24 protein-coding genes are annotated in these 24,729 nt (G+C 75.0%); 14 read left to right on the forward strand and 10 right to left on the reverse strand.

Features of this window, described 5'->3' with window-relative positions; translation table 11 throughout:
- Positions 1-4 precede the first annotated feature (4 nt).
- A complete protein-coding gene (locus ACIP5O_RS26820; protein WP_401297439.1) occupies positions 5-1,186 on the reverse strand; it encodes an alpha/beta hydrolase family protein in 1,182 nt (393 codons plus the stop codon).
- A gap of 767 nt (positions 1,187-1,953) precedes the next feature.
- Between ACIP5O_RS26820 and ACIP5O_RS26825 the strand changes: the two genes are divergently transcribed.
- Together ACIP5O_RS26825 and ACIP5O_RS26830 are read left to right on the forward strand one after the other, a co-directional pair.
- Entirely contained in the window at positions 1,954-3,078 is a 1,125-nt protein-coding gene (locus ACIP5O_RS26825) for an LLM class flavin-dependent oxidoreductase (protein WP_401297440.1), read from the forward strand.
- Positions 3,075-4,439 carry an NtaA/DmoA family FMN-dependent monooxygenase gene (locus ACIP5O_RS26830; RefSeq protein WP_401297442.1) on the forward strand — a complete coding sequence of 455 codons (1,365 nt, stop codon included), beginning with the start codon at positions 3,075-3,077 and terminating at the stop codon, positions 4,437-4,439. The genes ACIP5O_RS26825 and ACIP5O_RS26830 overlap by 4 nt, the downstream gene beginning before the upstream one ends.
- 28 nt (positions 4,440-4,467) lie before the next feature.
- Here the strand turns inward: ACIP5O_RS26830 and ACIP5O_RS26835 are convergent, their stop codons facing one another.
- Genes ACIP5O_RS26835 through ACIP5O_RS26845 form a run of 3 tightly spaced genes read right to left on the reverse strand, consistent with a single transcriptional unit; the run spans position 4,468 to position 7,614 of the window.
- Entirely contained in the window at positions 4,468-5,580 is a 1,113-nt protein-coding gene (locus tag ACIP5O_RS26835; RefSeq protein WP_401297444.1) for a PP2C family protein-serine/threonine phosphatase, read from the reverse strand.
- Between the two features lies 1 nt (position 5,581).
- Positions 5,582-7,018, reverse strand: coding sequence for an MFS transporter (locus ACIP5O_RS26840; RefSeq protein ID WP_401297446.1), 1,437 nt, complete (start codon positions 7,016-7,018; stop codon positions 5,582-5,584).
- Positions 7,015-7,614: a TetR/AcrR family transcriptional regulator gene (locus ACIP5O_RS26845; RefSeq protein ID WP_401297784.1), complete on the reverse strand. Its 600-nt coding sequence runs from the start codon at positions 7,612-7,614 to the stop codon at positions 7,015-7,017. The genes ACIP5O_RS26840 and ACIP5O_RS26845 overlap by 4 nt, the downstream gene beginning before the upstream one ends.
- A gap of 442 nt (positions 7,615-8,056) precedes the next feature.
- Here ACIP5O_RS26845 and ACIP5O_RS26850 point away from each other — a divergent pair, with 442 nt between their 5' ends.
- The 5 genes from ACIP5O_RS26850 (at position 8,057) to ACIP5O_RS26870 (ending at position 12,894) form a co-directional block, all read left to right on the forward strand.
- Positions 8,057-8,641 (forward strand): TMEM165/GDT1 family protein, encoded by a 585-nt coding sequence (locus ACIP5O_RS26850; RefSeq protein WP_401297448.1) that lies wholly within the window; start codon positions 8,057-8,059, stop codon positions 8,639-8,641.
- Between the two features lie 123 nt (positions 8,642-8,764).
- On the forward strand, positions 8,765-9,382 hold the full coding sequence (locus ACIP5O_RS26855; protein ID WP_356545323.1) for a TetR/AcrR family transcriptional regulator: 618 nt from the start codon (positions 8,765-8,767) through the stop codon (positions 9,380-9,382).
- The gene (locus ACIP5O_RS26860) at positions 9,366-11,015 is read left to right on the forward strand and encodes an acyl-CoA dehydrogenase family protein (RefSeq protein ID WP_401297450.1); all 1,650 of its coding nucleotides are present in this window, start codon (positions 9,366-9,368) and stop codon (positions 11,013-11,015) included. Before ACIP5O_RS26855 ends, ACIP5O_RS26860 begins: the two co-directional genes overlap by 17 nt.
- Positions 11,016-11,105: 90 nt before the next feature.
- Positions 11,106-12,452, forward strand: coding sequence for a M20 family metallopeptidase (locus tag ACIP5O_RS26865; RefSeq protein WP_401297452.1), 1,347 nt, complete (start codon positions 11,106-11,108; stop codon positions 12,450-12,452).
- A gap of 124 nt (positions 12,453-12,576) precedes the next feature.
- A complete protein-coding gene (locus ACIP5O_RS26870) occupies positions 12,577-12,894 on the forward strand; it encodes a cupin (RefSeq protein ID WP_401297787.1) in 318 nt (105 codons plus the stop codon).
- 21 nt (positions 12,895-12,915) lie between these two features.
- On the opposite strand, the gene ACIP5O_RS26875 is transcribed toward ACIP5O_RS26870, so the two are convergent.
- Entirely contained in the window at positions 12,916-13,425 is a 510-nt protein-coding gene (locus ACIP5O_RS26875; protein WP_401297454.1) for a tetratricopeptide repeat protein, read from the reverse strand.
- 170 nt (positions 13,426-13,595) lie between these two features.
- Between ACIP5O_RS26875 and ACIP5O_RS26880 the strand changes: the two genes are divergently transcribed.
- On the forward strand, positions 13,596-15,203 hold the full coding sequence (locus ACIP5O_RS26880) for a poly(3-hydroxybutyrate) depolymerase (RefSeq protein WP_401297455.1): 1,608 nt from the start codon (positions 13,596-13,598) through the stop codon (positions 15,201-15,203).
- A 37-nt stretch (positions 15,204-15,240) separates the two neighbouring features.
- On the opposite strand, the gene ACIP5O_RS26885 is transcribed toward ACIP5O_RS26880, so the two are convergent.
- A complete protein-coding gene (locus ACIP5O_RS26885) occupies positions 15,241-16,644 on the reverse strand; it encodes an Ig-like domain-containing protein (RefSeq protein ID WP_401297457.1) in 1,404 nt (467 codons plus the stop codon).
- A 251-nt stretch (positions 16,645-16,895) separates the two neighbouring features.
- On the reverse strand, positions 16,896-17,381 hold the full coding sequence (locus ACIP5O_RS26890; protein WP_401297459.1) for an SRPBCC family protein: 486 nt from the start codon (positions 17,379-17,381) through the stop codon (positions 16,896-16,898).
- Positions 17,382-17,564: 183 nt separating this feature from the next.
- Between ACIP5O_RS26890 and ACIP5O_RS26895 the strand changes: the two genes are divergently transcribed.
- The 6 genes from ACIP5O_RS26895 (at position 17,565) to ACIP5O_RS26920 (ending at position 22,063) form a co-directional block, all read left to right on the forward strand.
- On the forward strand, positions 17,565-18,173 hold the full coding sequence (locus ACIP5O_RS26895) for a PadR family transcriptional regulator (RefSeq protein WP_401297460.1): 609 nt from the start codon (positions 17,565-17,567) through the stop codon (positions 18,171-18,173).
- Between the two features lie 158 nt (positions 18,174-18,331).
- Complete coding sequence (locus tag ACIP5O_RS26900; RefSeq protein ID WP_401297462.1) at positions 18,332-18,781, forward strand: peroxiredoxin; 450 nt, start codon at positions 18,332-18,334, stop codon at positions 18,779-18,781.
- 155 nt (positions 18,782-18,936) lie between these two features.
- Complete coding sequence (locus ACIP5O_RS26905; RefSeq protein WP_401297463.1) at positions 18,937-19,335, forward strand: SHOCT domain-containing protein; 399 nt, start codon at positions 18,937-18,939, stop codon at positions 19,333-19,335.
- A gap of 126 nt (positions 19,336-19,461) precedes the next feature.
- Positions 19,462-19,905, forward strand: coding sequence for an RrF2 family transcriptional regulator (locus tag ACIP5O_RS26910; protein ID WP_401297465.1), 444 nt, complete (start codon positions 19,462-19,464; stop codon positions 19,903-19,905).
- 72 nt (positions 19,906-19,977) lie between these two features.
- Entirely contained in the window at positions 19,978-21,165 is a 1,188-nt protein-coding gene (locus ACIP5O_RS26915) for a globin domain-containing protein (RefSeq protein ID WP_401297467.1), read from the forward strand.
- A 130-nt stretch (positions 21,166-21,295) separates the two neighbouring features.
- Positions 21,296-22,063, forward strand: a complete 768-nt coding sequence (locus ACIP5O_RS26920; protein ID WP_401297790.1) for a rod shape-determining protein — start codon at positions 21,296-21,298, stop codon at positions 22,061-22,063.
- A 148-nt stretch (positions 22,064-22,211) separates the two neighbouring features.
- On the opposite strand, the gene ACIP5O_RS26925 is transcribed toward ACIP5O_RS26920, so the two are convergent.
- From ACIP5O_RS26925 to ACIP5O_RS26935, 3 genes are all read right to left on the reverse strand, one after another.
- Positions 22,212-22,583, reverse strand: coding sequence for a peptidase inhibitor family I36 protein (locus ACIP5O_RS26925; protein WP_401297469.1), 372 nt, complete (start codon positions 22,581-22,583; stop codon positions 22,212-22,214).
- Positions 22,580-23,302, reverse strand: a complete 723-nt coding sequence (locus tag ACIP5O_RS26930; protein ID WP_401297471.1) for a hypothetical protein — start codon at positions 23,300-23,302, stop codon at positions 22,580-22,582. Before ACIP5O_RS26930 ends, ACIP5O_RS26925 begins: the two co-directional genes overlap by 4 nt.
- A 431-nt stretch (positions 23,303-23,733) precedes the next feature.
- On the reverse strand, positions 23,734-24,519 hold the full coding sequence (locus tag ACIP5O_RS26935) for a polysaccharide deacetylase family protein (protein ID WP_401297473.1): 786 nt from the start codon (positions 24,517-24,519) through the stop codon (positions 23,734-23,736).
- Positions 24,520-24,729: the final 210 nt, after the last annotated feature.

The following is a 24,729-nucleotide window of genomic DNA, read 5'->3' on the forward strand; positions in this document are numbered from 1 at the left end:
CCGGTCAGGGGTTCTGGAAGTGCGCCTCCGGGTTCGCCGCGGACGGGCCGTCCAGGACCGGTCGCGCGAGTCCGCGCAGGTGCCGGTCGAAGAAGGCGGCGACGTACGTCCGGGTGAGGGCGACGGCCCGGTCGGCGGGCAGCTCCGTCTCGGGCAGGCCGAAGTGACGCGAGATCACGGGGCCGTCCGAGAAGGAGAAGTGGTCCGACCCGGCCAGCGTGATCCAGCGCTTCCAGCCGTCGAGCGCGGACCACGTCCGGTCCCAGCTGGCGTCGGCCCCGCCGGGCAGGTGCGTCTCGTCGTGGGTCCCGAGCATCATGAACGGACGGCCCCGCAGGCCCTCCGCCGGAAGGTTCTCCCAGAAGGCGCCGTCCATGTTGATCCCGGCGTCGATGCGCCGGTCGGCCGCCATCGCGGTGGCCGCGCTCGCCCCTCCGATGGAGTGGCCCGCCATGCCGATCCGGCGCGCGTCGATGACGTCGGCGTGCCGCCAGACGGACCGGGGGCCGACGAGCCGGTCCAGGACGTACGTCATGTCGGCGGCGCGGGTCGAGGTGACCACGCTCCCGTGCACCCCGCCCTCGTCGAGGGCCGTGCAGGCGACGCAGGTGAGGGTGCGGCCGCCGGGGAGGCTGATGCCGTACGACTCGTAGGCGTGGTCGACGGAGGCGACGACGTAGCCGCGCGAGGCGAGGTCCTCGGCGAGGGAGGTGAGCGTCCAGCGGGAGACGCTGAAGCCCGGGGACAGGAGCACCAGGGGGTGGCGGCCCGGCGCGGGCCGCGCGTCGGTCCCGCTGTGGGTGCGGGTCCGGGCGAGCACGTCGCCGGAGACGCCGGGCCCGAGCTGCTCGGCGAGCAGCCGCGCCTCCTCCCGGGTGGCGTACGGGGCGGGGTCGCCGCCGCCGGAGCGCGCGGCCGGGTAGTGGAGCGTGACCATGAGCGCCCGCCCGTCGGCGGTGGGCACCCAGGGGTCGGTGCGGGACCGGTCGACCAGCGGCAGGACCGTGCTGCCGACGGCGTGCGGTCCGGTGGGCGCGGGGAGGACGGCGGGCCGCGCCGGCTGCTCGGCCGCCGTGCGCGCGCCGGGGACGGGGGCACCGGGGACGGCCGCGGTGGCGACTCCGGTCGTCAAGGCGAGGGAACAGGTGAGGACGGTGGCCGCGACGGCCCTGGTGAATTGGGTCATGCGGGCACGCTAGGCGCCGGGGACGGCGCCGTGCGTCCGCCCGTGGGCCCACTTTCGATCAACCTCGGGTCTGAGTCCGATCAACCTCGGGTCTGAGACGGGATCCGGCCCGCCGCCCGCTAGTACTCCTGTCCGCCGCCCGTGAGTACTCCTGTCCGCCGCCCGCGGGTGCCCGTGCCGCCGCCTGTGCGTACCCCCTGTCCGATCCCTGCGGGTGCCCGTGTCGCCGCCCGTGACTACCCCCGTCCGGTGCCCGCGGGCGCCCGTGCCGCCGTCCGTGAGTGCCGGCGTCCGGTGACCGCGGGTTCCGGTCTCCGGCGGTCCTTCAACTCCCCGCCCCCGTCCGCGTCCTGACGTACCGGACGACCAGGGGATCCGTGCGGCGAGACGACCTTGACAGCGTGGAAGGACGCCTGCCTATGGTGAGGAGTCCCCGCCCGCGTCCGGGCGGGACCGGGACCCGGGGGAGGCGCACGTGCTCACAGCGACCACGGCGCCGCACGCCCCGGCCCGGACGGGTGCCCGGCTCGTCTGCCGTCGGCACGTCGACTTCTGCCGCACCGCGTCGGCCATCTGTCCTTCCCCGCGCGTCTGACCCCGCCCCGCGGGCCCGCGCCTCCCGTCGCCCACCCGGCGCGGGACGCCGCGGCGATCCCGCCGCGCCCGGGTCCGCGCGTCCCGTGACGCCCCGCCGCCCGGCCCCGCGCAGCCGTGCCCCCGTGCCGCTGCCGTGCCGCCGTGCGCCCCCGCCGTTCGGAAGGACTCCCATGCCCCGCCCCGCCCTGCACCTGGCCGTCGAGATCGACGGCGACGGTGCCCATCCCGCCGCGTGGCGCCGCGCCGCGCACGCCCCCGGAGAGCTGCTGAGCCCGCGCCGGCTCGCCCGGACCGCTGCCGCCGCCGAGAACGCCGGGTTCACCCTGATCACCTTGGAGGACTCGATCCTGCCGCCCGGTTCCGCCGACGGCACCGGGCCGGTGGGCCGGATCGGGGCGGTGGAACGGGCCGCGTTCGCGGCCGCGTCGACGAGCGTCCTCGGCGTCGCCCCCGTCCTGGCGACCACGTACGCCGAGCCGTTCCACGTCTCCTCGCAGATCGCCTCGCTCGACCACGTCTCGGCCGGCCGGGCCGGCTGGGTGGTGGGGACCGAGGAGGACCCGGCCGCCGCGCGCGCCTGGGGACGGCCGGTCGTCGAGGGTGCCGACGCGATCGCCCGCGAGGCCCGTGACGGCCTCCGGGTCGTACGGGACCTGTGGGACTCGTGGGAGGACGACGCGGTGATCCGGTCGGTGGCCACCAGCCGCTACCTGGACCGGTCGCGGCTGCACTACGTGGACTTCGCGGGCGAGACGTACTCCGTGAAGGGGCCCGCGATCGTGCCGCGTCCGCCGCAGGGCCGGCCCGTGGTCCTGGCCCCCGCCGGTCTCGTCCCGGCGGAACTGACCGACGTGGCGCTCGTCGGCGGTTCGACCCCGGCCGAGGCGGGCGCGGCGGCCTCGGCGGCCGGCGCGCCGCTCGCCTTCGCCGAGGTCGAGGTGGCCCTCGACACCCCGCGCGAGACGGCGCGGGAGCGGATCGCCGACCTGGAGCGGCACGCGCCGTGGGAGGGCCGCCCCGACCGGCTGCGGTACACCGGTCCGGCAGCCGGTCTGGTGGAACTGCTCACGGAGCTCGGCCGGTACGTCGACGGGGTTCGGCTGCGTCCGCTCGTCCTGGACGAGGACCTCGCCGTGCTCTCCCGGCTCGTCCTGCCCGAGCTGTTCGTGCGGCGGCTCGCGGCCCGGCCCCTGCCGGGCACCACCCTCCGCACCTCCCTGGGCCTCCCCCGGCCCCTCAGCCGCTTCACGACCACCGGCGCCGCCGCCACGCCCGTCCCGGAGGAAACCCGATGACCCGCACCGACCCGAACGACGTCCCGCGCCCGGACGCGCGGCTGCACTTCGGGGTGTTCTTCCAGGGGGTCAACCACTGGACGATCTGGTCGGACCCGTCCAGCGGCTCGCAGATCGACCCCGCCTCCTTCCTGCGGGTGGCCAGGACCGCCGAACGCGGCCTCTTCGACGCCTTCTTCCTCGGCGACGGCCTGCGGCTGCGCGAGTCGGAGGGAGGCGTCCACGAGCTGGACGTGGCGGGCCGGCCCGACTCGATCACCCAGCTGTCGGCGCTCGCCGCCGCGACCGAGCGGATCGGGCTCGTCTCCACCTCCAACACCACCTTCAACGAGCCGGGCGACCTCGCCCGGCGGCTCGCCGGTCTCGACCTGCTCTCCGGCGGCCGGGCCGGCTGGAACGTGGTGACCACGCACAACGCCTGGACCGGCGAGAACTTCCGGCGCGGCGGGTTCCTCGACCACGCCGACCGCTACCGGCGCGCCGAGGAGTTCCTGTCCGTCGCGCGGGCCGTGTGGAACGGCTGGGCACAGGAAGCGGTGGCGGACTCCACCGAGGCCCGCTCCTGGTCGGTCCCGGGGGCGGTGGGGCGCGTACGGGCGGAGGGCGCCCACTTCGACGTCGACCTGGCGCCGACCCTGCCGCGCAGCGCCCAGGGCCGTCCGGTGATCTTCCAGGCGGGCGACTCGGGGGACGGCCGGGACTTCGCGGCCCGCAACGCGGACGTCATCTTCTCCGCCCACGGTACGGACTTCGACGACGCCCTCGCCTTCGCCGGGGACATCCGGCGGCGGCTGCGGGCGGTCGGCCGGGCCGAGGACGCGCTGCGGATCCTGCCGGGCACGGAGATCGTCGTCGGGGCGACCGAGAAGGAGGCGGAGGAGAAGGCCCGCTGGGTGCGGCTCGAACAGGTCACGCCCGCGGTGGCGCTCGGCATCGCGAGCCGGCTGTGGGGCTTCGACCTGGCCGGGCGGGACGCCGACGGGCCGCTGCCCGCCGAGGACCCGGTGGTCGCCGAGTACCAGGGGAAGTTCGGCACGCGCTGGGTGGACGACCCCCGGGCGGTGGTGGCCGAGTGGCGGGCGAAGGCCGACGCCAACGGCTGGTCGCTGCGCGAGACGGTGATCGAGCTGGGTCCGCAGCGCGGGCACGTCGGCACCCCGGCCGGGCTCGCCGAGAAGTTCGCGCGGTTCGTGCGGCACGGGGCGCTGGACGGTTTCAACGTCTCGCCGTACCTGGTGCCGGACGGGCTCGACGACATCGTGGAGCTGCTCGTCCCGGAGCTCCAGGAGCGGGGCGTGTACCGGACCGCGTACACGGGGACGACGCTCCGGGAGCACCTGGGACTCGCCCCGGTGGCGTGACGCCGGGCCCCCGGGGCCCGTTCGGCGCTCAGGGGGCGTCGGCGGGGCGGACCACCAGGAGGGCGGCCACGTCGTCGCCGAGGCCCCCGGCGCTGTGGGCGACGAGGTCGCGGTGGAGACGGGCCAGGAACTCCGGGGCGGGCTCGCGGCTCCCTTCCCGCATGCGGGTCTCCACCGGGTAGAAGACGCCGTTCCGGTCGCGGGCCTCGCTGACGCCGTCGGTGTAGAGGAGCATCCGGTCCCCCGGGCCGAAGGGGACCTCCTCGATCCGGTGGCGGCTGTCGGCGAGGCCCGTGAGGTTGACGGGGAGCGAGGGGGCGGCGAAGCGCACGGCCTCCACCTCGTTCCCGTGCTGGAGGAACGGGGTGGGGTGCCCGAGGCTGAGGAACCGTGCGACGTCCCGGTCGTCGGGGAGTTCCACGAGGACGACGGTGGCGAAGCGTTCCGCCGCGTCGGAGCCGGGGTCGCGAGGGTCGTGGCGGGCGAGGCCCGCGTCGAGCCGGTCCGCGAGGGCGGCCAGGTCCGGGGCGTCGTGGACGGCTGCGCGGAACGCGCCGAGCAGGACGGAGGCGGTCTCGACGGCGCCGAGGCCCATGCCCTGGACGTCGCCGAGCATGACGCGCACGGCGCCGGGGATCCTGACGGCCTCGTAGAAGTCGCCGCCGACCTGCGCCTTGGCCGCGGCCGCGACGTACAGCAGGTGGAGTTCGAACCGGCCGAGGCGGTGGGGCAGGGGGCGCAGCACGACCCGCTGGACGACCTCGGCGACGGCGGTGAGGTCCCGCAGCTCCTGTTCGCGGCGGGTGCGGACCCTGCTGGCCCAGGCCGAGGCGGCGGTCACGATCGCGAGGACGGTCTCGCTCGCGAAGGGCTCCGGCAGGGGGTCCCCGCCCCGGTTGAAACTGAGCAGCACGCGGACCGCCATCGCGAGCAGTCCGATGCCGATCGTCCCGCGCACGCCCCAGGTGACGGCGGCGAGCGGGGGCGCGGCGACGAGGAGGCGGTCGAAGCGCTCCCGGTCGGGGGTGAACACATCGGCGAGGGCCGTCAGGAGCACGACCAGGAAGGGCAGGGTCCGGCCGATGACCAGCTGGGCGCGTGCCGCCGCGCCTGCGCGGCTTCGGGAACCGGCTGTGGGCATTTCATGATCGTACGCAGAACCGTCGGCCGGGCCGGGGCGCCGCCGGATCCGGGCGTGTCCCCCGGCGGGCGGCGCCGGGCAGGGCGAGGGCGGCGGGCAGCGCGAGGGCGGCGATCGCCGCCAGGACCGGGAGCGCGGCGCCCCGGGCCGGGACGAACCCTCCGTCCGGTACGAGGGTGAGCAGGAGGGTCGCGGTGGCGACGCCGAGCGCCGGACCGACGTTCATCGCGGTCTGCTGGAGGCCTCCGGCGACCCCGGCGTGGGCCTCGGGGGCGCGGTGCACGACGACGGAGGTGGCGGTGACCATGAGCGTGACGAAGCCGGCGCCGAGGAGGGCGGCGCAACCGCCGACGGGGAGGGCACCGGCCGTGGCGTCCAGGCGGGAGAGCAGCAGGACGCCGAGCGTGAGCAGGGCGGCGCCGGCCGTCGCCGTGCGGCGGGGGCCGAAGCGGCGCTGGAGGGGCGGGCAGAGGGGCGCGCCGAGCACCATGAGGAGGGCGAGCGGCAGGACGCGCAGCGCACAGGCGAGGGGGTCGAGCCGCTGGACGTCCTGGAGGAAGTACGTCGCCACGAACAGCGAGCCGAAGAGGGCCGCCGAGGCGGCGAGGAGCGCGGCGACCCCCGCGACGACGGGCACGCTCCGGAGCAGCTCCGGGGGCAGCAGGGGGTGTGCCGCGCGGCGTTCGTGCCGGGCGAGGACGACTGCGGCGGCGGCCGCCCCGGCGCACGCGAGCGCGCCGGATCCGGCGCCGCCGGGGCGGGCCGTCTCGACGAGCCCGTGGACCAGCAGCCCCAGGGTCACGGCGAGCAGCAGGGCACCGGCCGGGTCGAGGGCGGCGAGGCCGGGGGCGGTCCGGCGGCCGGGGGTGCCGGTTTCTCCGGCTCCCGGTTCCCGGGTCGTGAGGGCCAGGAGGCCGATGGCGAGGGTCGGCGGGACGCTCAGGAGGAAGACGGAGCGCCAGCCGTACGCGGAGACAAGGGCGCCGCCCACGAGCGGTCCGGCGGCGGCCGCGAGGCCGATGACGGCGGTGCGGACGGCGATCGGGGTCGCGAGCCGGTCGGGCGGGAAGGCGGTGCGCAGCATGCCGAGGGTGGCGGGCTGGAGCAGGGCTCCGCACACCCCCTGGAGCACGCGCAGCGCGACCACGGCTCCGATGCCGGGGGCCAGGGCGACACCGGCGGAGGCGAGGGCGAAGCCGAGGGCGCCGACGGCGAAGATCCGGCGGTGGCCGTGGCGGTCGCCGAGACGGCCCGCGAAGACCAGGAGGCTCGCGACGGCCACGAGGTAGCCGGTGCCGGTCCACTGGACCTGGCCGACGTCGGCGTGCAGGTCGCGCTGGAGGGCGGGCTGGGCGACGGTCAGGACCGTGCCGTCGAGGGCGACGACGGCGGCCCCGACGACGCTGCACGCGAGGACGGGGGTGCGGCTCCGGTTCACGGGGCGGGCTCCGCGGGCCCGAGGTGGGCGTCGAGGGCGGCCGCGAGCAGCGGGGCGGGATCGGTGCCGCCGGTCGCGAGCGGGAGGCTGCCCCAGTGCCAGAGCTGGGCGATGCCATGCAGATTGGCCCAGAGGGCGCCCGCGACGACGACGGGGTCGGCGCCGGGGCGGACGCGGGCGACCAGCTCGGCGAGCCGGGCGAAGAGCGGGAGGCTCGTCTCGCGCAGTCCGAGCCGCCCGCTCTCCAGCAGGTCGTGCCGGAACATCAGTTCGTACATGCCGCGCCGCGACCCGGCGTAGGCGAGGTAGACGCGGGCGAGGAGCTCGATCCGCTCGCGCGGCCCGGCGCTCTCGCGGTCCTCGGCGGCGACGCGGGCGGCCAGTTCGGCGAAGCCCTGCCGGGCGATGGCCGACAGGAGGTCGAGGTGGGTGGGGAAGTGGCGGCGGGGGGCGCCGTGGGAGACGCCGGCGCGACGGGCGATCTCGCGCAGCGAGAGGGCCTGGGCGCCCTCGGCGTCGACGAGCGCGACGCCGACCCGGACGAGCCGCCCGCGCAGCCCGTCACCCGCGTGGTCGTCGCGCGACCCGTCGCTCATGCCGCCCGTACCACCGTCACCGGTGTCGCCGTCGCGCGACCCGCCACCCGTACGGCCGTCGTACGTTCCGGCGTCCGCGTGCCCGTCGCGCGACCCGCCGTCTTCCCGACCGCGTCCCTCGCCACCCTCGTGATCTTCACTCATGGACACTGTCTACCAAGCCCGAGTAGACACTGTCTACCCGCTCTCGCGCCCCGATCCGTTACACTGGGTGGCAGCGAAGGGGAGTAGCCCTGCGAACCGGTCGTCGACACACTGGAACCCCCGGGTTCCCGGTGACCGGGTCCACGGACGACGTGGACGGGCGAGACCTTCGGCCAGGCATCAACCGCGTCCGCGCATCCGTGGGCGCGGTCCGTCATGCCGGGCCGAGTGGTCCTCCCGTCGCCCACCGAGGTGCCGTGCGGGGCCCGGAGGCCCGGACCGAGCAGAGAGCCCCGGTATGCACCTCGACCCCTTGGCGATCCTCACCGCCTTCGGGCTGATCTTCCTCGCCGAGCTTCCCGACAAGACGATGTTCGCGTCCCTCGCCATGGGCACGCGCATGCGTCCCCTGTACGTGTGGATCGGCACCTCCACCGCCTTCCTGGCCCACGTCGCCATCGCGGTGGGCGCCGGCAGCCTGCTCGGGCTGCTCCCGGGCTGGATCGTCACGCTCGTCTCGGCGCTCCTGTTCGGCTTCGGCGCCTTCATGCTGCTGCGCGGCGGGGACGACGACGAGGGCGACGACACGGGCGGCCGGACGGTCACCGGCTTCTGGCCCGTGTTCTCGACCGCCTTCACGGCCGTGTTCATCAGCGAATGGGGCGACCTGACCCAGATCACCACCGCCAACCTGGCCGCCGCCAACGGCACCTGGTCGACGGCGATCGGTTCGTTCGCCGCCCTGACGAGCGTCTCCGCCCTCGCCCTGGTCGCGGGCCGCTTCATCGCGAAGCGCGTCCCCCTCAAGACCGTCCAGCGCGTCGGCGGTGTGTGCATGGCGGGCCTCGCGATCTGGTCCCTGATCGAGGTCTTCACCGGCTGACGCCCTCCTCGTCGCTCCCGTCGCCCCCTGCCCCGCCGCCCTCCGGAGGACGGCGGGGCAGTCCGTTCGCCCGCGCCCGTCCGGACCCTTGATGAAGCAGTGAATCACTGCTTCACTCCTTCCATGCCCTACCGTCGCACCCCCGCCGTCCAGGCCCGGCTCGACGCCCAGCGCGCCTCCGTCGTCGAGGCGGCCCTCGGGCTGCTCGCCGAGCAGGGGTACGCGGGGTGCACCGTGGCGGCCGTCGCCGCCCGGGCCGGGATCGCCACGGGCAGCGTGTACCGCCACTTCGACGGCAAGTCCGAACTCGCCGTCGAGCTCTTCCGGACCGTGGTGGGAAGGGAGGTCGCGGCCGTCTCCGAGGCGGCCGGGCACCCCGGACACCGTTCGGCCGCCGAGCGGGTGGTCGCCGTCGTCGAGACCTTCGCCCTGCGCGCCCTGAAGTCGCCCCGCCTCGCCTACGCGCTGCTCGCCGAGCCCGTCGACCCGGCCGTGGACGCCGAGCGGCTCGTCTTCCGGCGCGCGTTCCGGGACGTGTTCGCCGCCCGCGTCGAGGAGGGCGTCCGTTCGGGCGAACTGCCGCCCCAGGACCCCGTCCTGACGGCCTCGGCGCTGGTCGGGGCGGGCGCCGAGGCGCTCGTCGGCCCGCTGGCGGAGGGGTCCGTCGGGCCCGGCACCGTACCCGCACTCGTCACCTTCACCCTGCGAGCACTGGGAGTCCCCGATGCCGACCACGCATGAGGTCACCAACCAGGTCCCCCCGCTGACCGGCCACGACGTCTCCGCCGACCCCGCCCTCCTGGAGGCGCTGCGCCGGGAGGGCGCCGGCTGGGCCGAGGCGGAGGTCCGCGAGCTGGGCGTACGGGCCGGCGGCGCCGAGGCCCAGGAGTGGGGGCGGCTCGCCGAGCGCCACTCCCCCGTCCTGCACACCCACGACCGGTACGGCCACCGGATCGACGAGGTCGAGTTCCACCCTTACTGGCACTCCCTGATGGACGTGGCCGTGCGGCACGGGCTGCACGGCGCGCCCTGGGCCGACGAGCGGCCCGGCGCCCACGTGGCGCGCGCGGCCAAGGTGTTCGTGTGGGGTCAGGCCGACGCCGGTCATCTGTGCCCGGTCTCGATGACGTACGCCGCCGTGCCCGCGCTGCGCGCCCAGCCGGACCTCGCCGAGGTGTACGAGCCGCTGCTCACCTCCCGGTCGTACGACTTCGGGCTGCGGGTGCCGACGGAGAAGCGCGGGATCATCGCCGGGATGTCGATGACCGAGAAGCAGGGCGGTTCGGACGTCCGGGCGAACACGACGCGGGCGGTCCCGGCGGGCGAGCCCGGTCTGTACGCGCTGACCGGTCACAAGTGGTTCACCTCGGCCCCCATGTCCGACGTCTTCCTCACCCTCGCGCAGGCGCCCGGCGGGCTCTCCTGCTTCCTGGTGCCGCGCGTCCTGCCGGACGGCACCCGCAACGCGATCCGCCTCCAGCGCCTGAAGGACAAGCTGGGCAACCGGTCGAACGCCTCCTCCGAGATCGAGTACGAGGGCGCCCTCGGCCGGCTGGTCGGCGAGGAGGGGCGCGGGGTGGCGACCATCATCCGGATGGTCAACATGACGCGGCTCGACTGCGCCGTCAGCTCGGCGTCCGGGATGCGCCTCGGGCTCGTGCACGCCGTCCACCACGCCACGCACCGGAGCGCGTTCGGGGCGCGGCTCGTCGACCAGCCGCTGATGCGGAACGTCCTGGCCGACCTGGCGGTGGAGGCGGAGGCGGCCACGCTGGCGGCGCTGCGGCTCGCCGGGGCGGTGGACCGGGCGGCGCGCGGCGACGCGGAGGAGGAGCAGCTGCGGCGGCTCGGGCTCGCGGTCACCAAGTACTGGGTGTGCAAGCGGGCGCCCGCGCACGCGGCCGAGGCCCTGGAGTGCCTGGGCGGCAACGGCTACGTGGAGGACTCCGGCCTGCCCAGGCTCTACCGGGAGTCGCCGCTGCCCTCGATCTGGGAGGGCTCGGGGAACGTGGCCGCGCTCGACGTGCTGCGGGCGATGGCGCGCCAGCCGCAGGCGGTGGAGGCGTACTTCGCGGAGGTCGACCGGGGCGCGGGCGCCGACCGGCGCCTGGACGCGGCGGTCGCCGGGCTCCGCAAGGAGATCGCGGGGCTCGGCGACCCGGACGCGGTGGCGTACGGGGCGCGACGGCTCGTGGAGCGGCTCGCGCTCGTGCTCCAGGGCTCGCTGCTGGTCCGGCACGGGAACCCGGCGGTGGCGGACGCGTTCTGCGCCTCACGGCTCGACGGCGACCGGGGCCTGGCCTTCGGCACGCTTCCGGCGGGCGTGGACACGGCGTCGATCATCGAGCGGAGCGGCCCGGAGGCGGCGGTCTGACGGAACCTCCTCCCCCGGCTCCCTGCTGTGCCCCCTCCGCCTTCCGGTGGCAGGCTGAGGGGCACGTCGGAGCACGAGGGAGGAGTCCCGTTGGACGGCGAGGCGACGCACGAGGAGCTGGACGCGCGGGCGGCCGGGGTCGCGGAGCGGGTGGTGGCCTGGCGGCGCCGTCTGCACCGGCATCCGGAGCTGTCCAACCGCGAGGTGGACACGGCCCGTCTGGTGGCGGACCACCTGCGCGGCCTCGGGCTCGACGAGGTCCGTACGGGCATCGCGGGCCACGGGGTCGTGGGGGTCCTGCGCGGCGGCGCGGCGGGCGAACGGGTCGTGGCGCTGCGGGCGGACACGGACGCGCTGCCGGTGCGGGACCTGTGCGGGGCGGACTTCGCCTCCGAGGTGGTGGACGCCGACTATCCGGGCGGCCCGTTCCCGGTGTCGCACGCCTGCGGCCACGACTGCCACACGGCGATGCTGCTCGGCGCGGCGACGGTCCTCTCGGAGGTCCGCGACCGGCTGCCGGGGACCGTCCTGTTCGTCTTCCAGCCCGCCGAGGAGGGCCCGCCGGTGACCGAGGAGGGCGGGGCGCGGGCGATGGTCGAGGCGGGCGCCTTCGCCGATCCGGTGCCGACGATGGTCTTCGGGATGCACGTGACGCCGTCCCCGGTGGGATACGTGGGGTACAGGATCGGCAACCAGTACGGCGCGTCCACGCTCGTCCGGATCGTCGTCACCGGCCGGCAGACGCACGGCTCCACGCCCTGGCAGGGCGTCGATCCGATGCCGGCGGCCGGCGCGATCCTGACGGGCATCGGGCAGTTGTACCGGCAGGTCTCGGCCTTCGACCCGGTCACGGTGTCCATCGGGCACGTGGAGGACGTCGGCCGCTTCAACATCGTCGGGGAGACGGTGACGCTGTGGGGCACGATCCGCACCGCCGTCGAGTCGGACATGGCGGAGGTGCGGCGGCGGCTCACGACGCTCGTGGAGCACTCGGCGGCGGCGTACGGGGCGACGGCCACGGCGGAGTACCTCCAGCCCGTGCCGCCCGTGCACAACAGCGGGCCGTGGGTGGCGGCCGGGCTCCCGACCTTCCGCCGGGTGGCCGGCGAGGGCCGCGTGGTGGAGACGGGCGGGACGCTCGGGTACGACGACGTCTCCGAGTTCGTGCGGCGGTTCGGCGGCCTGTACGTGACGCTCGGCGTCCAGGACGCGGCCCTGGACGCGTCGGGCCGGCCGGTCCCCGTGGAGGGCGGGCGCGGTCTGGTGACCAACCACAACCCCGGCTTCTACGCCGACGACTCCGCCCTCGTCACCGGCGTCCGGCTGCACGCGCACGTGGCGTACGACCATCTGAGGGGAGCCCTCGTGCCCCGGGAGGAGAGTCCCGACGCGGGCGGGCGGCTTCCGGCGCGGCGACCGCCGTCACGAAGGCCCTGAGCGGGGCGGAGCCGGCGGACGTCCCGGTGGTGGTGCGGGCGCGACCGGCGGCCCCGACTTGCGTCCCCGTCGTCACACGGGAGGCTGGGGGTATCCGCCCGCGCACCCCGCAGGGAGAGACATGATGCTGGACCTCACCGCCCTCGCCGACGAGCACCTGGCCGCGGCCCGCACCGCGCCGCACGGGCGGAGCGCCCATCTGGTGATGCACGACGGAGTGCTCCGGCAGACCGTCATCGCCCTGACGGCGGGCACGTCCCTGGACGAGCACAACGCGCCGCCGGCCGCGAGCCTCCAGGTGCTGCGGGGCCGGGTGAACCTGACGGCGGCCGACCGGACGGAGGAGCTGCGGGCGGGCACGCTCCGCATGATCCCCAAGGAGCGGCACGGGCTCACCGCCCTGGAGGACGCGGTGGTCCTCCTGACCGCCGTGAACGACTGACCCGCCCCTCCCCGCACCCGGTCACCCGGTCGCGTCGAGGTCCTCCGCGTAGTGCTCGACGGCCGCCCTGTACGCGCGGACGGACGGGTCCTCGCTGGTCGCGGCGAGCAGGCGCAGCAGCAGGGCGACCGACTCGTGGTGCCGGCCCGTGTTGTAGAGGGCCATCGCGAGGAAGGCGCGCAGGGAGCCGTCCTCGGGGAACTCCCCGACCGCGCGGGTCAGGAGGGCGACCGCCTCCTCGTACCGGCCGAGCACCCGGTAGGTGCTGCCGAGGCCGAGGAGGGCGCCGCGCCGGTCGTCGGGCGCGAGCCGGCCGGTGGCGTCGGCGAGGGCCCGTTCGTAGTGCGGCACGGCCTCCGCCTCCAGGCCCAGGACGTCGTGCGCCCAGGCCGTCTGGTAGGCGACCTCGGGATCGTCCGGCCACCGGGCGGCGAGCCCGGCGAGCCGCTCGCGGGCCTCCTCCCTCCGGCCCCCTTCGCGCAGCGCGACCGCCTCGGCCAGCAGGCCGTCCCTCTCCTCGTGGTGCTCCATGGCGCCATCCTCGCAGCTCGCGCCGGACGCCCGTGCTCCGGCTGCCAGGTGACGGGGCGCCATAGCGGGCGGGCCGGATTGTGGCGTCCTCACCCATGGAGGACCGCTCCGGAAAGGCCGTAGCGTCCCGGCCGATCCCCCGTCAGGAACGAGCCGCCCGGGAGCCCCCCATGCGTTCACCCCGTCCCACCCGCTTGCGCGGGCCGCGCCGTCTCGCGGCGCTGCTGCTGTGCGCCGCCGCGAGCCTCTTCCCGACCGCGAGCCCCGCCGGGGCCGCCGCTCCCCCGCCCGTGCCCGGCACGCTCCAGGGGTACGACATCGGTTCCGTGTTCAGCGCGGGCGTCTCGTCCGGCGGGTACATGGCCACGCAGTTGCACGTGGCGTACTCGGGGACGTTCGAGGGCTCCGCGGTGTTCGCCTCGGGGCCGTACGACTGTGCCCGGGGCCAGCTCGCCACGGCGCTCAACGCCTGTATGGACACCATCCAGGACCTCCAGCTCGCCACCCTGGAGCAGGCCACCCGCGACCGGTCGGCGCAGGGGCAGGTCGACCCGGTGGCGAACCTGTCCGGCGACCCGGTGTACGTCTTCAGCGGGTCGGCGGACAGCACGGTGAAGCGGCCGGTGGTGAACGCGCTCTCCGACTACTACGGGCGGTTCGGCGCCCGGGTCCTCTACGACCGGTCCACGGCGGCGGGGCACGCCTGGATCACCCCGCTCGGCCCCAACTCCTGCGGGGTGACGCAGACCCCGTTCCTGAACAGGTGCGGGACCGACGCGGAGGGGGCGCTGCTCGGGCACCTCCTCGGGTCGGTCGCGGCGCCCGGTTCGGGGACGGGCGGTTCGCTGATCCGCTTCGACCAGAACGCGTACGCGCCCGGCGGTTCGGCCTCGGCGATCTCGATGGGGGCGGAGGGCTTCGCGTACGTGCCGAAGTCCTGCTCCGACGGGGCGCGCTGCCGTCTGCTCGTGGCGCTGCACGGCTGCAAGCAGGGGTACGCGTACCAGGGCTTCGGGACCCGGTTCGTCGAGGGCGCGTACCTCAACGAGTACGCCGACACCAACGACATGATCGTGCTGTACCCGCAGGCGGCGGCCACGGGGACCCTGGAGAACCCGAACGGCTGCTGGAACTGGTGGGGTTACCTCGGTGACACGGCCTACGCCCGGCACGGCGGGAAGCAGATCGAGGCGATCATGGGCATGGTGCGGGCGCTGCGCGGCACCGGCACGCCGCCGCCCTCGTCCGACCGGACGGTCCTGAGCAGCACGGACGCCGAGGACGGTTACGTCAAGGCGGCGGACGGTTCGGGGGCGGCGGTCGGCACCCTGGAGGACGTGTCCGGGCTGGCGCTCGGCCGGGGGACGGACGGGAAGGTGAACCGTACGGTGGTCTCCTTCGACACCTCGCGGATCCCGGCCGGCAAGGAGGTCTCCCGGGCCTGGCTGACCGTCACGCGGTCGAGCGGCTCGGGCGACCCCTGGGCCTCGCCCGCCGGGAACCGGCTCCTGGTGGACGTGCGGACGGGCTGCTTCGGCGGGTGCGCGGTCGAGCCGGCGGACTGGTCGGCGCCTGCCACGGTGGCGGGCGGCGCGCGGATCGACGCGTTCTCGTCCGGGAGCGCGGTGTCGACGGACCTGTCGGCGGAGGCGGTCGCGGCCCTGAACCGGGGCGGGACCACGCAGTTCCGCCTCGGGTTCGCGTCGGCGCCGACCGGCACGGCGTACCTCTTCGCGAACCGGGACGCGCCGGTGACGCTGACGGTCGAGTACCGGTGACCGGGCACCGGTGACGGACGGGAGTGTGCCGGTTCGTTCAGAGGGCCGGATCGAGACCGCCCGCCGCGGGTCCGGGATCCGCGGCGGGGCGGGAGGGGCCCGGCCCGAAGGCGCTGCCCCGCAGCCACTCGGACCAGTCCAGGTTCCAGTCGCCGAAGCCGTTGCCGAAGGGGGTCATGGGCTCCCCGCGGCCGTTGACCACCCGGACGAGGTCACCCTCGCGGACGGTGCGGAACAGCCAGGCGGCGTCCTCGGTGCTCATGCCGGTGCAGCCGTGGCTGACGTCCTCGCTGCCCTGCGCGTCGAGGGACCAGGGGGCGGCGTGCAGGTACTCGCCGCTCCAGGTCACCCGGGTGGCCCAGCGGACCTTCAGGTCGTAGAAGTCGTCGCTGCCCCGGTCGATGCCGATGGAGTCGCCCCGCATGCGGACCACCGGCTCCTTGCCCAGGACGACCTTGGTGCCGCTCCGGGTGCGGTATCCGGCCTTGCCGGTGGTGACCGGGAGGGTGCGGAGCAGCTGCCCGTCGCGGTACACGCGCATCCGGTGGGCGGCGACGTCGGTGACGGCCTCGATCCGGGCGCCGGTGGTGAAGGCGAGGGGGCGGGAGGGGCCGCCGTACAGGCCGTCGGTGATCCGGGTCCCGTCGAGGCCGCTGTGGACCCGGACGGTGGCGCGGGCGGGCCAGTAGCCCCGGGGCCGGTAGTGGAGGGTGGTGGGGCCGACCCAGTACCAGGAGCCTTCGACGTGGGGATCGGCCCGTACGTCGAGGGCGCGTTCGACGGCCCGGCGGGCGCGGGGGGCGTCCGCCGGTACGGGGTGGCTGAGTTCGGCGGTGACCGGTCGGCCGACCCCGTACGTACCGCCGTCGCCGGGTCCGAAGGAGACGGTGAGCCGGTCTCCCGCGGGCACCCCGGCGGTGCGGAAGTCCAGGCGGGCGAGGGCGCGGCGGGGGCCCTCGGTCCCGATCCGCTCGACGAGGAGCCGGGCGGCGTAGCGGCCTCCCGCCGGGAGCGGGGCGGCGCTGGTCCACCGGGTGCGGTCCGTGCCGACCGTTCCGGCGATCCGGCGGCCGCGCCGGTCGGTGACGGTCACGTCGGCGAGTGCTCCCCCGGTGCGCAGCGCCAGTTCCACCGGTCCGGGGGTCTTCGGGTCGAGGGTGAACGGCGTTCCGGTGAGGACGGGTACGGGCCCGCCCCCGCCGCTCGCGCTCAGCGGGACCGTGTGGCGCAGTCCGGCGCACAGTTCTCCGCCGCCGGCGCAGCCGTCCACCGAGACGACGGCGGGGGGAGTGGAGTCCGGGGCCGAAACGGCCGGTACGTCCCGGCCGGCGTCCGCGACCGCGCCCGGTCCCGCGGGCGAGGGGGCCGCCGTGGCGGCGAGGACGGCGCCGACCGCGAGGGACAGCGCACCCCGCCCCCGCGCGTATCTGCGTGACGACACGTCGGACACCCTCCCTTTTCACGTGGCGCGCGGTGGCGTCGGCGGACGGTGCCGACCCGGGCATCAAAACCGATGGGAGGAGAAAAAGATGATCAAGGCGCCGGGCGTGGCGGAGGAGTCGGGCGCGAGAGGACTCGAATGGGCCAGCGGGGCGACCTGGGCGGCGGGACGGCCGGTGGGGCGGGGCGCTGGTGGGCGGGGCGGGGCGGCCGGTGGGGCGGGGGACGGCCCGGGGCAGCGGGCGCTCCGGGTCAGCGGGGCGGTTCCGGGAGTTCCTCCCCGGTCTCCAGAAGGGACTTGAGGCTGGAGACGATCGCGGGCCAGCCCTCGCCGATCAGCTCCTTGATGGTGCCGTCGGGCGCCAGGTCGCCGTGGGTGACCGTCAGCCTGACCGCGTCGCCCGACGGTTCGATCACGAAGTCCACCCGGGACCGGGGCTCCGCCGCGAGGCGTTCGTACACCTCGTGCCCGAGGCCGACGGCGTCCGCCCAGGCCGGGGTGAAGGTGTGCCAGGTGTACGAGAGGAGGCGGCCGGGCTCGGCCGCGAGGACCACCTGCTCTGGATCGGCGGTCCTGCGGCCGCCCTCCTCCCAGACCATGGGGGCGCCGGGGGACCAGTCCGTCTCGAAGGCCACGCCCCAGTAGCGGCGGGTGAGCTCCGGGTCGGTGAGCGCCTTCCAGAGCTCGTCGGGGGTGGTCCGGATGTAGGTGGTGTAGACGAACGTGTCGCTGCCCATCGCGCTGCCCTCGGATCTGCTCCCCCGCGGCTTCCCCTCTCCTCCAGCCTAGGCGGGCGCCGGACGTACGTGCCAGTGAAGGGGCCGGGGTGCCACGGGCGGGCGGCCCTGACCGGTCCGATGATCCTTCTTCCGTTGAATAGGTGCGGAAGAAACTATTCAACGGACTGCTAGCGTGTCCGGATGTCCCTCAAGCACGCCGTCCTCGCAGCTCTCCTGGAGGGCGAGGCCTCCGGATACGACCTGGCCAAGATCTTCGACGTGTCCGTCGCCAACTTCTGGGCCGCCACCCCGCAGCAGCTCTACCGCGAGCTCGACCGGCTGGCGGAGGCCGGTCTGATCACGGCCCGGGTGGTGGAGCAGGAACGACGCCCCAACAAGCGGATGTTCAGCCTCACGGAGTCGGGCGGGCGGGATCTGGCCGCCTACACGTCGACGCCCCCGCGCCCGAGCGCCGTCCGCGACGAGCTGATGGTCCAGGTGCAGGCCTGCGACGAGGGGGACACCGCGGCCGTCCGCGCGTTCGTGGCCCGGCGGATGGAGACGGCCCGGGCGAAGCTCGCCCGCTACGACCGCCTGCGGGAGCGGATGCTCGCCGGCCGGGAGGAGGAGACCTACCTGGACGAGGCGGAGCGCATCGGGCCGTACCTCACGCTGATGCGCGGCCGGTTCTTCGAGGAGGAGAACCTGCGCTGGGGCGCCCGCGCCCTCGCCGTGCTCGACCGGCGCGCCGCCGCAGAAGCCCTCGGAGGAGCGGGGAGGGCCGCGGCCGAGGCGACACGGGGGACGTGACGGGTCCGGAGGAGGAGCGGGAGGGAGCCGCGGCCGGGGCGACACGGGGCGCGTGACGGGTTCCGAGGGGTGACCGGGGGCCCTACCCTGCGGTAACGTCACCGGCCGGTCGCCGGAGGCTCCGGCGGCGCAGCGGAACGGATCGGGGACGGACCTCCATGAACGTCGGTGACCTCGTCGAGGACTTCAGCCTTCCGGACGAGACGGGCGCCCCGCGCTCCCTGACCGGGCTGCTGGCCGAGGGGCCGGTCGTCCTCTTCTTCTACCCGGCGGCGCTCACCCCGGGCTGCACCGCCGAGGCCTGCCACTTCCGCGACCTGGCGGCCGAGTTCCGCGCCGTCGGCGCGCTGCCCGTCGGGGTGAGTTCCGACGGGGTGGAGCGGCAGCAGGAGTTCACCGAGCGCCACTCCCTCGGGTACCCCCTGCTGTCCGACCCGGACGGCACCGTGCGGGAGCGGTTCGGCGTCAAGCGCGGGTTCTCGCTCGCGCCGACGAAGCGGGTCACGTTCGTGATCGGCCAGGACCGGCGGGTGCGGGAGGTCGTGCGCAGCGAGCTGCGGATGAGCGCGCACGCGGATCGCGCGCTGGCCGCCCTGCGCGGCGCCTGAGCCGCTCCCGGTCCCGGTCCCAGTCCCAGTCCCGGCCCCGGTCCACGCTCTGCCCGAGCCGCGGGCCGCCACGACGTGCGGGGGCGCGGCACCCGAGTGAGACTCGCCCCAAGGACCGGTCTCCTCCGACCGGCGCCGGAACGGAGCGTGCGGACATGGACGGCTACCCCCTCCTCGACCTCTTCTGGACCATGCTGTGGTTCTTCCTCTGGGTCATGTGGCTGTTCCTGCTGTTCAAGGTGGTCACCGACATCTTCCGCGACCACAGCCTGCACGGCTGGGGCAAGGCCGGCTGGCTGGTGTTCTGCATCCTGCTCCCCTACCTCGGGGTGCTGGTCTACGTCATCGCCCGCGGCAAGGGGATGAGCCGGCGCGACGTCAAGCAGGCGAAGGACAGCGAGGCCGCGTTCCAGGACTACATCCGCAAGGCCGCCGGGACGCGGGGCGGTGGTGCGAGCGCCACGGACGAGCTGGCGCGGCTCGCCGATCTGAAGGACAAGGGCGCCATCACGGCGGAGGAGTTCGAGAAGGCGAAGGCCAAGGTGCTGTCCTGAGCCGCCGGTGGGCTTTTTCGGGGAGGGCGGGCCGGTTCCGGGGGGTGACGCCCGCGCCGTCGTGGCGCCGCCGACACCGCACCCCCTGAATGCGTATCTGAAATACCTCTTTGATACGGTCATGCCGTGAGGCTGACGAAGTTCACCGACCTGGCGCTCCGTGCCGTGATGCGCCTGGCGGTCACCGCGCAGGAGGAGTCCGTCACCACGCGCGAGGTGGCGGAGTCGATGGACGTGCCGTACGCCCACATGGCGAAGGTGATCACCCGGCTCCAGCACCTCGGCGTGGTCGAGGCGCGACGCGGACGCGGCGGCGGCCTCACCCTGACGGAGCTGGGCCGGCGCTCGTCGGTGGGCTGGCTGACCCGCACATTGGAGGGCGAGGAGGAGGTCGTCGCCTGCGAGGGCGACCCACCCTGCCCGCTCAGGTCCGCCTGCCGGCTCCGGGGAGCGCTCCGTGAGGCGCAGGAGGCGTTCTACCGGGTGCTCGATCCGCTGACCGTGGCGGAGCTGGTGTCCTCGCCGACCGGTCCGCTCCTCCTCTCGCTCTCCCCCCGCCCCACCCCCTGACCGCGCGCACCGCCGGTGCGCGTTTTTCCTCACCTTTAAATAGGTAGATGATCTACCAGATTGGAAATCCCCATGCTGTCCGAGCAGGCCGTCCCGGTCGTCCGCGCCACCCTGCCCGCCGTCGGCGGTGCCCTGGACCGGATCACCGAGCGCTTCTACGGGCGTCTCTTCGCCGCCCGCCCCGAGCTCCTGCGCGACCTGTTCAACCGGGGCAACCAGGCCAACGGCGAACAGCGGCAGGCGCTCGCGGGCTCCATAGCGGCCTTCGCCGTGGCCCTCCTCGAGCACCCGGACCGGCGCCCGGACGCGATGCTCACGCGGATCGCCCACAAGCACGCCTCGCTCGGGGTCACCTCGGAGCAGTACAAGGTCGTGCACGAGCACCTCTTCGCCGCGATCGTGGAGGTCCTCGGCGACGCGGTGACGCCCGAGGTCGCGCGCGCCTGGGACGAGGTGTACTGGCTGATGGCCAACGCCCTCGTCGCCGTGGAGGCCCGGCTGTACCAGGAGGCCGGTGTCCCCGAGGGCCGGGTCTGGCGGTCGATGCGGATCGCCGAGCGGCGGGAGGAGACGGCCGACACGGTCTCGTTCGTCCTGCGCCCCGCGGACGGGAGCCCCGCGGCCGCGTTCCGGCCGGGCCAGTACGTGAGCGTCCGGGTCGCCCTGCCCGACGGCGCCCGGCAGATCCGCCAGTACAGCCTCTCCTCCGCCCCCGGGCGCCCGCAGTGGCGGATCACGGTGAAGCGGGTCGACGGCGACCCGGCGGGCGAGGTCTCGTCCTGGCTGCACGCGCACGCCCGCGAGGGCGACGCGGTCGAGGTGTCGGCCCCGTTCGGCGACCTGGTCCTGCCCGGGGGCGACGGCCCCCTGCTGCTCGCCTCCGCCGGGATCGGCAGCACCCCGATGCTGGCGATGCTCGACCACCTCGTGGAGACCGGATCGGCCCGCCCCGTCGTGGTCGTGCACGCCGACCGCGCGCCCGCGTCCCACGCGCACGCCGACGAACTGCGGCGCCTCGTGGACGCGCTGCCGCAGGGGACCCTGCACCTCTGGTACGAGGAGCCGGGCGACTCCGGTGCCCGATCGGGCCGCGCGGACGTCACCGCGCTCGACCTGCCGGCGGGCACGACCGCGTACCTCTGCGGACCGCTGCCCTTCCTGCGCGCCGTGCGCGGCGACCTCATCGGCCGGAGCACCGCCGCGGCTGACATCCACTACGAGGTCTTCGGCCCTGATCTGTGGCTGGGTGCCGAAAGCTGAGCCGTTCTCCGCGAACCCCCTTCGATCTCCAAGCAGCATGGCGCTGTCGCCACGGATACTGCATAGTGAGGTGCCATGTCGGCCTCGCATTCAGCGGGTCCGGGAGGAAGGCGCGGAAGTGACGGAGACGATGGGATCGTTCGGGTCGGCGCAGGGCGGTCGAGGTGCCGGGCAGCCGGTGCGCGGGATCGCCCTCGACATCGGCAGCTCCCGGACCCGCGCCTGGGCCCCGGGGGCGGGCGTCTTCGCGGACGTGCCGAGCGGCCCGGTGCTGCGCGGCCGCGTGACCGACGCGGACTCCCAGCTCCGGCTGCTGCGGCGTCTGACGGCCGGGGCACCGGGCCGCGACGGGCACGACACCGTCGTGATGCTGGCCCACCCGGTGCTCGCCGGCCGGGAGGAGCGGGAGGCGGTGAGGCGGGTGGTGGACGGGCTCGGCGCGGTGCGGGTCTTCGCCGTGGACAGCGCCCGCGCCGCGGCGGCCCACGCGGCCCCGCCCGGCGACGGTCCGCTGCTCGTGGTCGACCTCGGCGCGCAGCTGACCGAGGTCACGCTCGTCGTGGACGGCCTCGTCACGGACGCCCGGCTCGCCGAGGTCGGCCTCGACGACCTGCCGGACCCGGGGAGCGCCCCGGACCCGGTCGCCGGGACGGCGGCCGACCTGGTGAGCGACCTGTGGCGGCGCGACCGCACGGGCGCCGTGCGCGGGGCGCTGCGCCGGGGTGTCCTGGTGACGGGCGGCGGCGCCCTGCGCCTCGACGTGACCGGCCGGCTGGCCCATCTCCTGCGGGCCCGCCTCCGCCTGGCCAACGACCCGTCGACCAGCGTCGTCCGCGGCGCGGGCCTGATGCTGGCCTCCGCCCTCCGCCACCCGACCGCCTCCCCCGGCCGGATCTGACGCCGTCCGGATCCGACACCACAGGATCCGACACCGCCGGACCCGGCACCGGCCGAGGCGGAGGCGGTCGGGGTGGAGACGGCCGGGGTGGAGACCGCTGAGGCTGAGACGGCCGAGGCTGAGACGGCCGAGACGATACGGTCCGGAGTCAGCAGCCGGTCGCCCAGATGTGGGAGTCGCCGCGGTCGTTGGCGGCGCCGCTGTACCCGACCTCCTGGCCGGGGGCGAGACAGATGGTCATGCCGCCGCCCTGCCAGGCGTTCTCGTAGACGCGGACGTGGTCCTTGATGCCGGGGCCGGAGATGCCGTGGTTGGCCCAGGAGGAGTCGGTGTCGGAGATCCAGCTCTCCCACCAGCCGTCGTCTCCGCTCCAGTTGGCGCGCTGGCCGCCGAAGCCGGCCTCCTGCCAGACGCAGAAGTTGCCGCTGGGGCATTCGGCGGCTCCGGCGGAGGAGGCGAGGGCGAGACCGGTGGTGGCGGCGAGCAGGGTCGCGACGGCGGTGGCGAGGATTCGCTTCATGGGAGGGTGTGGCCTTTCTGCGGGTGGGGCGGGTGGATGGGCGCGGGCAGTTCGGCCGCCCGCCGCAGCGCGCGGTCGCGCAGCTGCCGGTAGGTGGTGAGCTCGTCGCGGTGCAGGGCGCGCACGGCGACCAGCTCGGCGGACTCCAGTCGTGCGCGTACGGAGTCGAGTCCGGTCTCGCGGGCGCAACGGGCGGCGACGGCCGGGTCGGGACGGTCGGGGCGGGGCCGGTCAGGTGGCGCCACGCATCCGGTCCAGCGGGCGAGGGCCGCGCGGTGGACCGGGTCGGCGCGCATCCGGTCCTGGGCCTCGGCGCGGAGGTTGTCGACGGTGACCTGGGCCCGGAACCAGCGCTGCTGGTCGCCGTAGAGCCGGTGACGGGCGGTGGCGAGGCAGCCGTCCGTGTGGGCGGTGACGGTGGCGCCCGTCGCAAGGGTGACGGAGAGCTCGCGGGGTCCGGCGCCGAAGAGGGCCGCCCGGAAGGCGCGGTCCTCGTCCGGGGCGCGGGGCCTGGCCGTGGGGGTGAGGCCCCGGGCATTCAGGCAGTCGGCGACGAGGCGGCGCTCGGCGGCCTTGAGGAGCTCGTCCCGGGCCGCCTCGGTGGCCGGAACGCCGGGCTTCGCGGGTGCTCCGGCGTCGACGGTGGTGCAGCCGGCGAGCAGGAGTGAGGCGGCCGCCGCCACGAGGGCGTGACGGGCGCGCGAAGCGGCACGGAGCATGGTTCCCCCTGTGATCTTCCCTGGTCGGAGGGCCGGTGAGTGGTCGCGTCACCGGCTCGGGGCGATCATTTCCAGGGGGTTCGGCCGTCATTCCGAGGCTCACTCGAACGAGTCGAACGCGCCGGTGCGCGCGCCTCTCGGGCGCTCCTCGGGCGCCGTGGACGTGCCACGAAGGGGAGGAGGCGGGAACGACAAAGCCCCGGTTGGACGGGGGGTTCCAACCGGGGCCGATCGCCGTGACGGGCGAAGGGCGGTCACCTCTCGGGGGGGAACCTCGGGGACCGGGCCCCTCCGCCGTCACATATGTATGAACGGTAGACCTTTCCCGAATGTTCCGAGAGTTCCCGCGTGAGGGGTGTGACCCATATCACCCTATTTCGGGAGGATCTTTCGCCTTCGGGCAGAGGCCGCGCCGGACCCGGGCGAGACCGTCAGTCCTTCTCGGGGCGGTAGACGGTGCCGGGCTCCGCCTTCCCGGGGGCGAGGAGCTCCGGCACGGTCACGAAGGTGAAGCCCCGCCGCTTGAGTTCGTCGATGATCGGGGGGACGGCCGGGACCGTGCCGTCGTAGATGTCGTGGAGCAGGATGATCCCGTCGCCGTGCGCCTGTTCGAGGACGCGCTGCTCGATGAGGGCCGAGTCGTCGGTCGAGTAGTCCTTGGCCGTGATGCTCCACAGGATCTGGGCGAGCCCCAGTTCCCGGCTGACGTCGGACACGGTGCCGTCGGTGCGGCCCTGCGGCGGGCGCATCAGGGTGGGCTTCCGCCCCGTGATCTTCTCGACGGCGTCCTGGGTGCGCGACAGTTCCTCGCGGACCTCGGCGGCGTCGAGGTCCGTCAGGATCCGGTGCGTCCAGGTGTGGTTGGCGACCTCGTGGCCCTCGTCGGATATGCGCTTGACCACCTCGGGGTAGCGGTCGACGTGCTTGCTGCCGAGCAGGAAGAAGGTGGCGGGGACCTGCTTCTCCTTGAGGATGTCGAGGAGCCTGGGGGTGTCCTTGCCCGGCCCCGCGTCGAAGGTCAGCGCGATGCACTTGGCCTTGGCGCAGTCGACGCGGCGCCCCGTGTCGCCCGGCTTGTCGTCCGACCCCGCCTCCTCCCGCGCCTCCTGCGGGGTGAGCGGGTCGACGCCGCAGCCGCTCAGCGTCGTCATCAGCGACGCGGCGAGCAACAGGGTGGCGGCCGTTCCCCCGCGTCGGCGCAGCCTGGATCGGAACATGGTGGAACCCGCTTTCCCCGATGACGTTCGACAGGGCCGCGGCCGTCGCCTGGTCAGGGCGGGCCGTGCGACCGAACATGCACACTACACAGGGTGTATACCGGGGGTGACGGCGGGGTCGAGCGACCGTTCACGGGCACACGAGAGCCCCGGGAGCGCCTGTCCGCGTCTCCCGGGGCGTTCTGACGGCGGCGTCTTCTACGGCGACGC

This window comes from Streptomyces sp. NPDC088915 (assembly GCF_044749825.1).
Taxonomy (GTDB): domain Bacteria; phylum Actinomycetota; class Actinomycetes; order Streptomycetales; family Streptomycetaceae; genus Streptomyces.

What these genes read in the sequence shown, in the direction of transcription:
- ACIP5O_RS26820 (WP_401297439.1), bottom strand. Translation starts at nt 1,186, where the DNA reads ATGACCCAATTCACCAGGGCCGTCGCGGCCACCGTCCTCACCTGTTCC.
- ACIP5O_RS26825 (WP_401297440.1), top strand. Translation starts at nt 1,954, where the DNA reads ATGCCCCGCCCCGCCCTGCACCTGGCCGTCGAGATCGACGGCGACGGT.
- ACIP5O_RS26830 (WP_401297442.1), top strand. Translation starts at nt 3,075, where the DNA reads ATGACCCGCACCGACCCGAACGACGTCCCGCGCCCGGACGCGCGGCTG.
- ACIP5O_RS26835 (WP_401297444.1), bottom strand. Translation starts at nt 5,580, where the DNA reads ATGCCCACAGCCGGTTCCCGAAGCCGCGCAGGCGCGGCGGCACGCGCC.
- ACIP5O_RS26845 (WP_401297784.1), bottom strand. Translation starts at nt 7,614, where the DNA reads ATGAGCGACGGGTCGCGCGACGACCACGCGGGTGACGGGCTGCGCGGG.
- ACIP5O_RS26850 (WP_401297448.1), top strand. Translation starts at nt 8,057, where the DNA reads ATGCACCTCGACCCCTTGGCGATCCTCACCGCCTTCGGGCTGATCTTC.
- ACIP5O_RS26855 (WP_356545323.1), top strand. Translation starts at nt 8,765, where the DNA reads ATGCCCTACCGTCGCACCCCCGCCGTCCAGGCCCGGCTCGACGCCCAG.
- ACIP5O_RS26860 (WP_401297450.1), top strand. Translation starts at nt 9,366, where the DNA reads ATGCCGACCACGCATGAGGTCACCAACCAGGTCCCCCCGCTGACCGGC.
- ACIP5O_RS26870 (WP_401297787.1), top strand. Translation starts at nt 12,577, where the DNA reads ATGCTGGACCTCACCGCCCTCGCCGACGAGCACCTGGCCGCGGCCCGC.
- ACIP5O_RS26875 (WP_401297454.1), bottom strand. Translation starts at nt 13,425, where the DNA reads ATGGAGCACCACGAGGAGAGGGACGGCCTGCTGGCCGAGGCGGTCGCG.
- ACIP5O_RS26880 (WP_401297455.1), top strand. Translation starts at nt 13,596, where the DNA reads ATGCGTTCACCCCGTCCCACCCGCTTGCGCGGGCCGCGCCGTCTCGCG.
- ACIP5O_RS26890 (WP_401297459.1), bottom strand. Translation starts at nt 17,381, where the DNA reads ATGGGCAGCGACACGTTCGTCTACACCACCTACATCCGGACCACCCCC.
- ACIP5O_RS26895 (WP_401297460.1), top strand. Translation starts at nt 17,565, where the DNA reads ATGTCCCTCAAGCACGCCGTCCTCGCAGCTCTCCTGGAGGGCGAGGCC.
- ACIP5O_RS26900 (WP_401297462.1), top strand. Translation starts at nt 18,332, where the DNA reads ATGAACGTCGGTGACCTCGTCGAGGACTTCAGCCTTCCGGACGAGACG.
- ACIP5O_RS26905 (WP_401297463.1), top strand. Translation starts at nt 18,937, where the DNA reads ATGGACGGCTACCCCCTCCTCGACCTCTTCTGGACCATGCTGTGGTTC.
- ACIP5O_RS26915 (WP_401297467.1), top strand. Translation starts at nt 19,978, where the DNA reads ATGCTGTCCGAGCAGGCCGTCCCGGTCGTCCGCGCCACCCTGCCCGCC.
- ACIP5O_RS26920 (WP_401297790.1), top strand. Translation starts at nt 21,296, where the DNA reads ATGGGATCGTTCGGGTCGGCGCAGGGCGGTCGAGGTGCCGGGCAGCCG.
- ACIP5O_RS26925 (WP_401297469.1), bottom strand. Translation starts at nt 22,583, where the DNA reads ATGAAGCGAATCCTCGCCACCGCCGTCGCGACCCTGCTCGCCGCCACC.
- ACIP5O_RS26930 (WP_401297471.1), bottom strand. Translation starts at nt 23,302, where the DNA reads ATGCTCCGTGCCGCTTCGCGCGCCCGTCACGCCCTCGTGGCGGCGGCC.
- ACIP5O_RS26935 (WP_401297473.1), bottom strand. Translation starts at nt 24,519, where the DNA reads ATGTTCCGATCCAGGCTGCGCCGACGCGGGGGAACGGCCGCCACCCTG.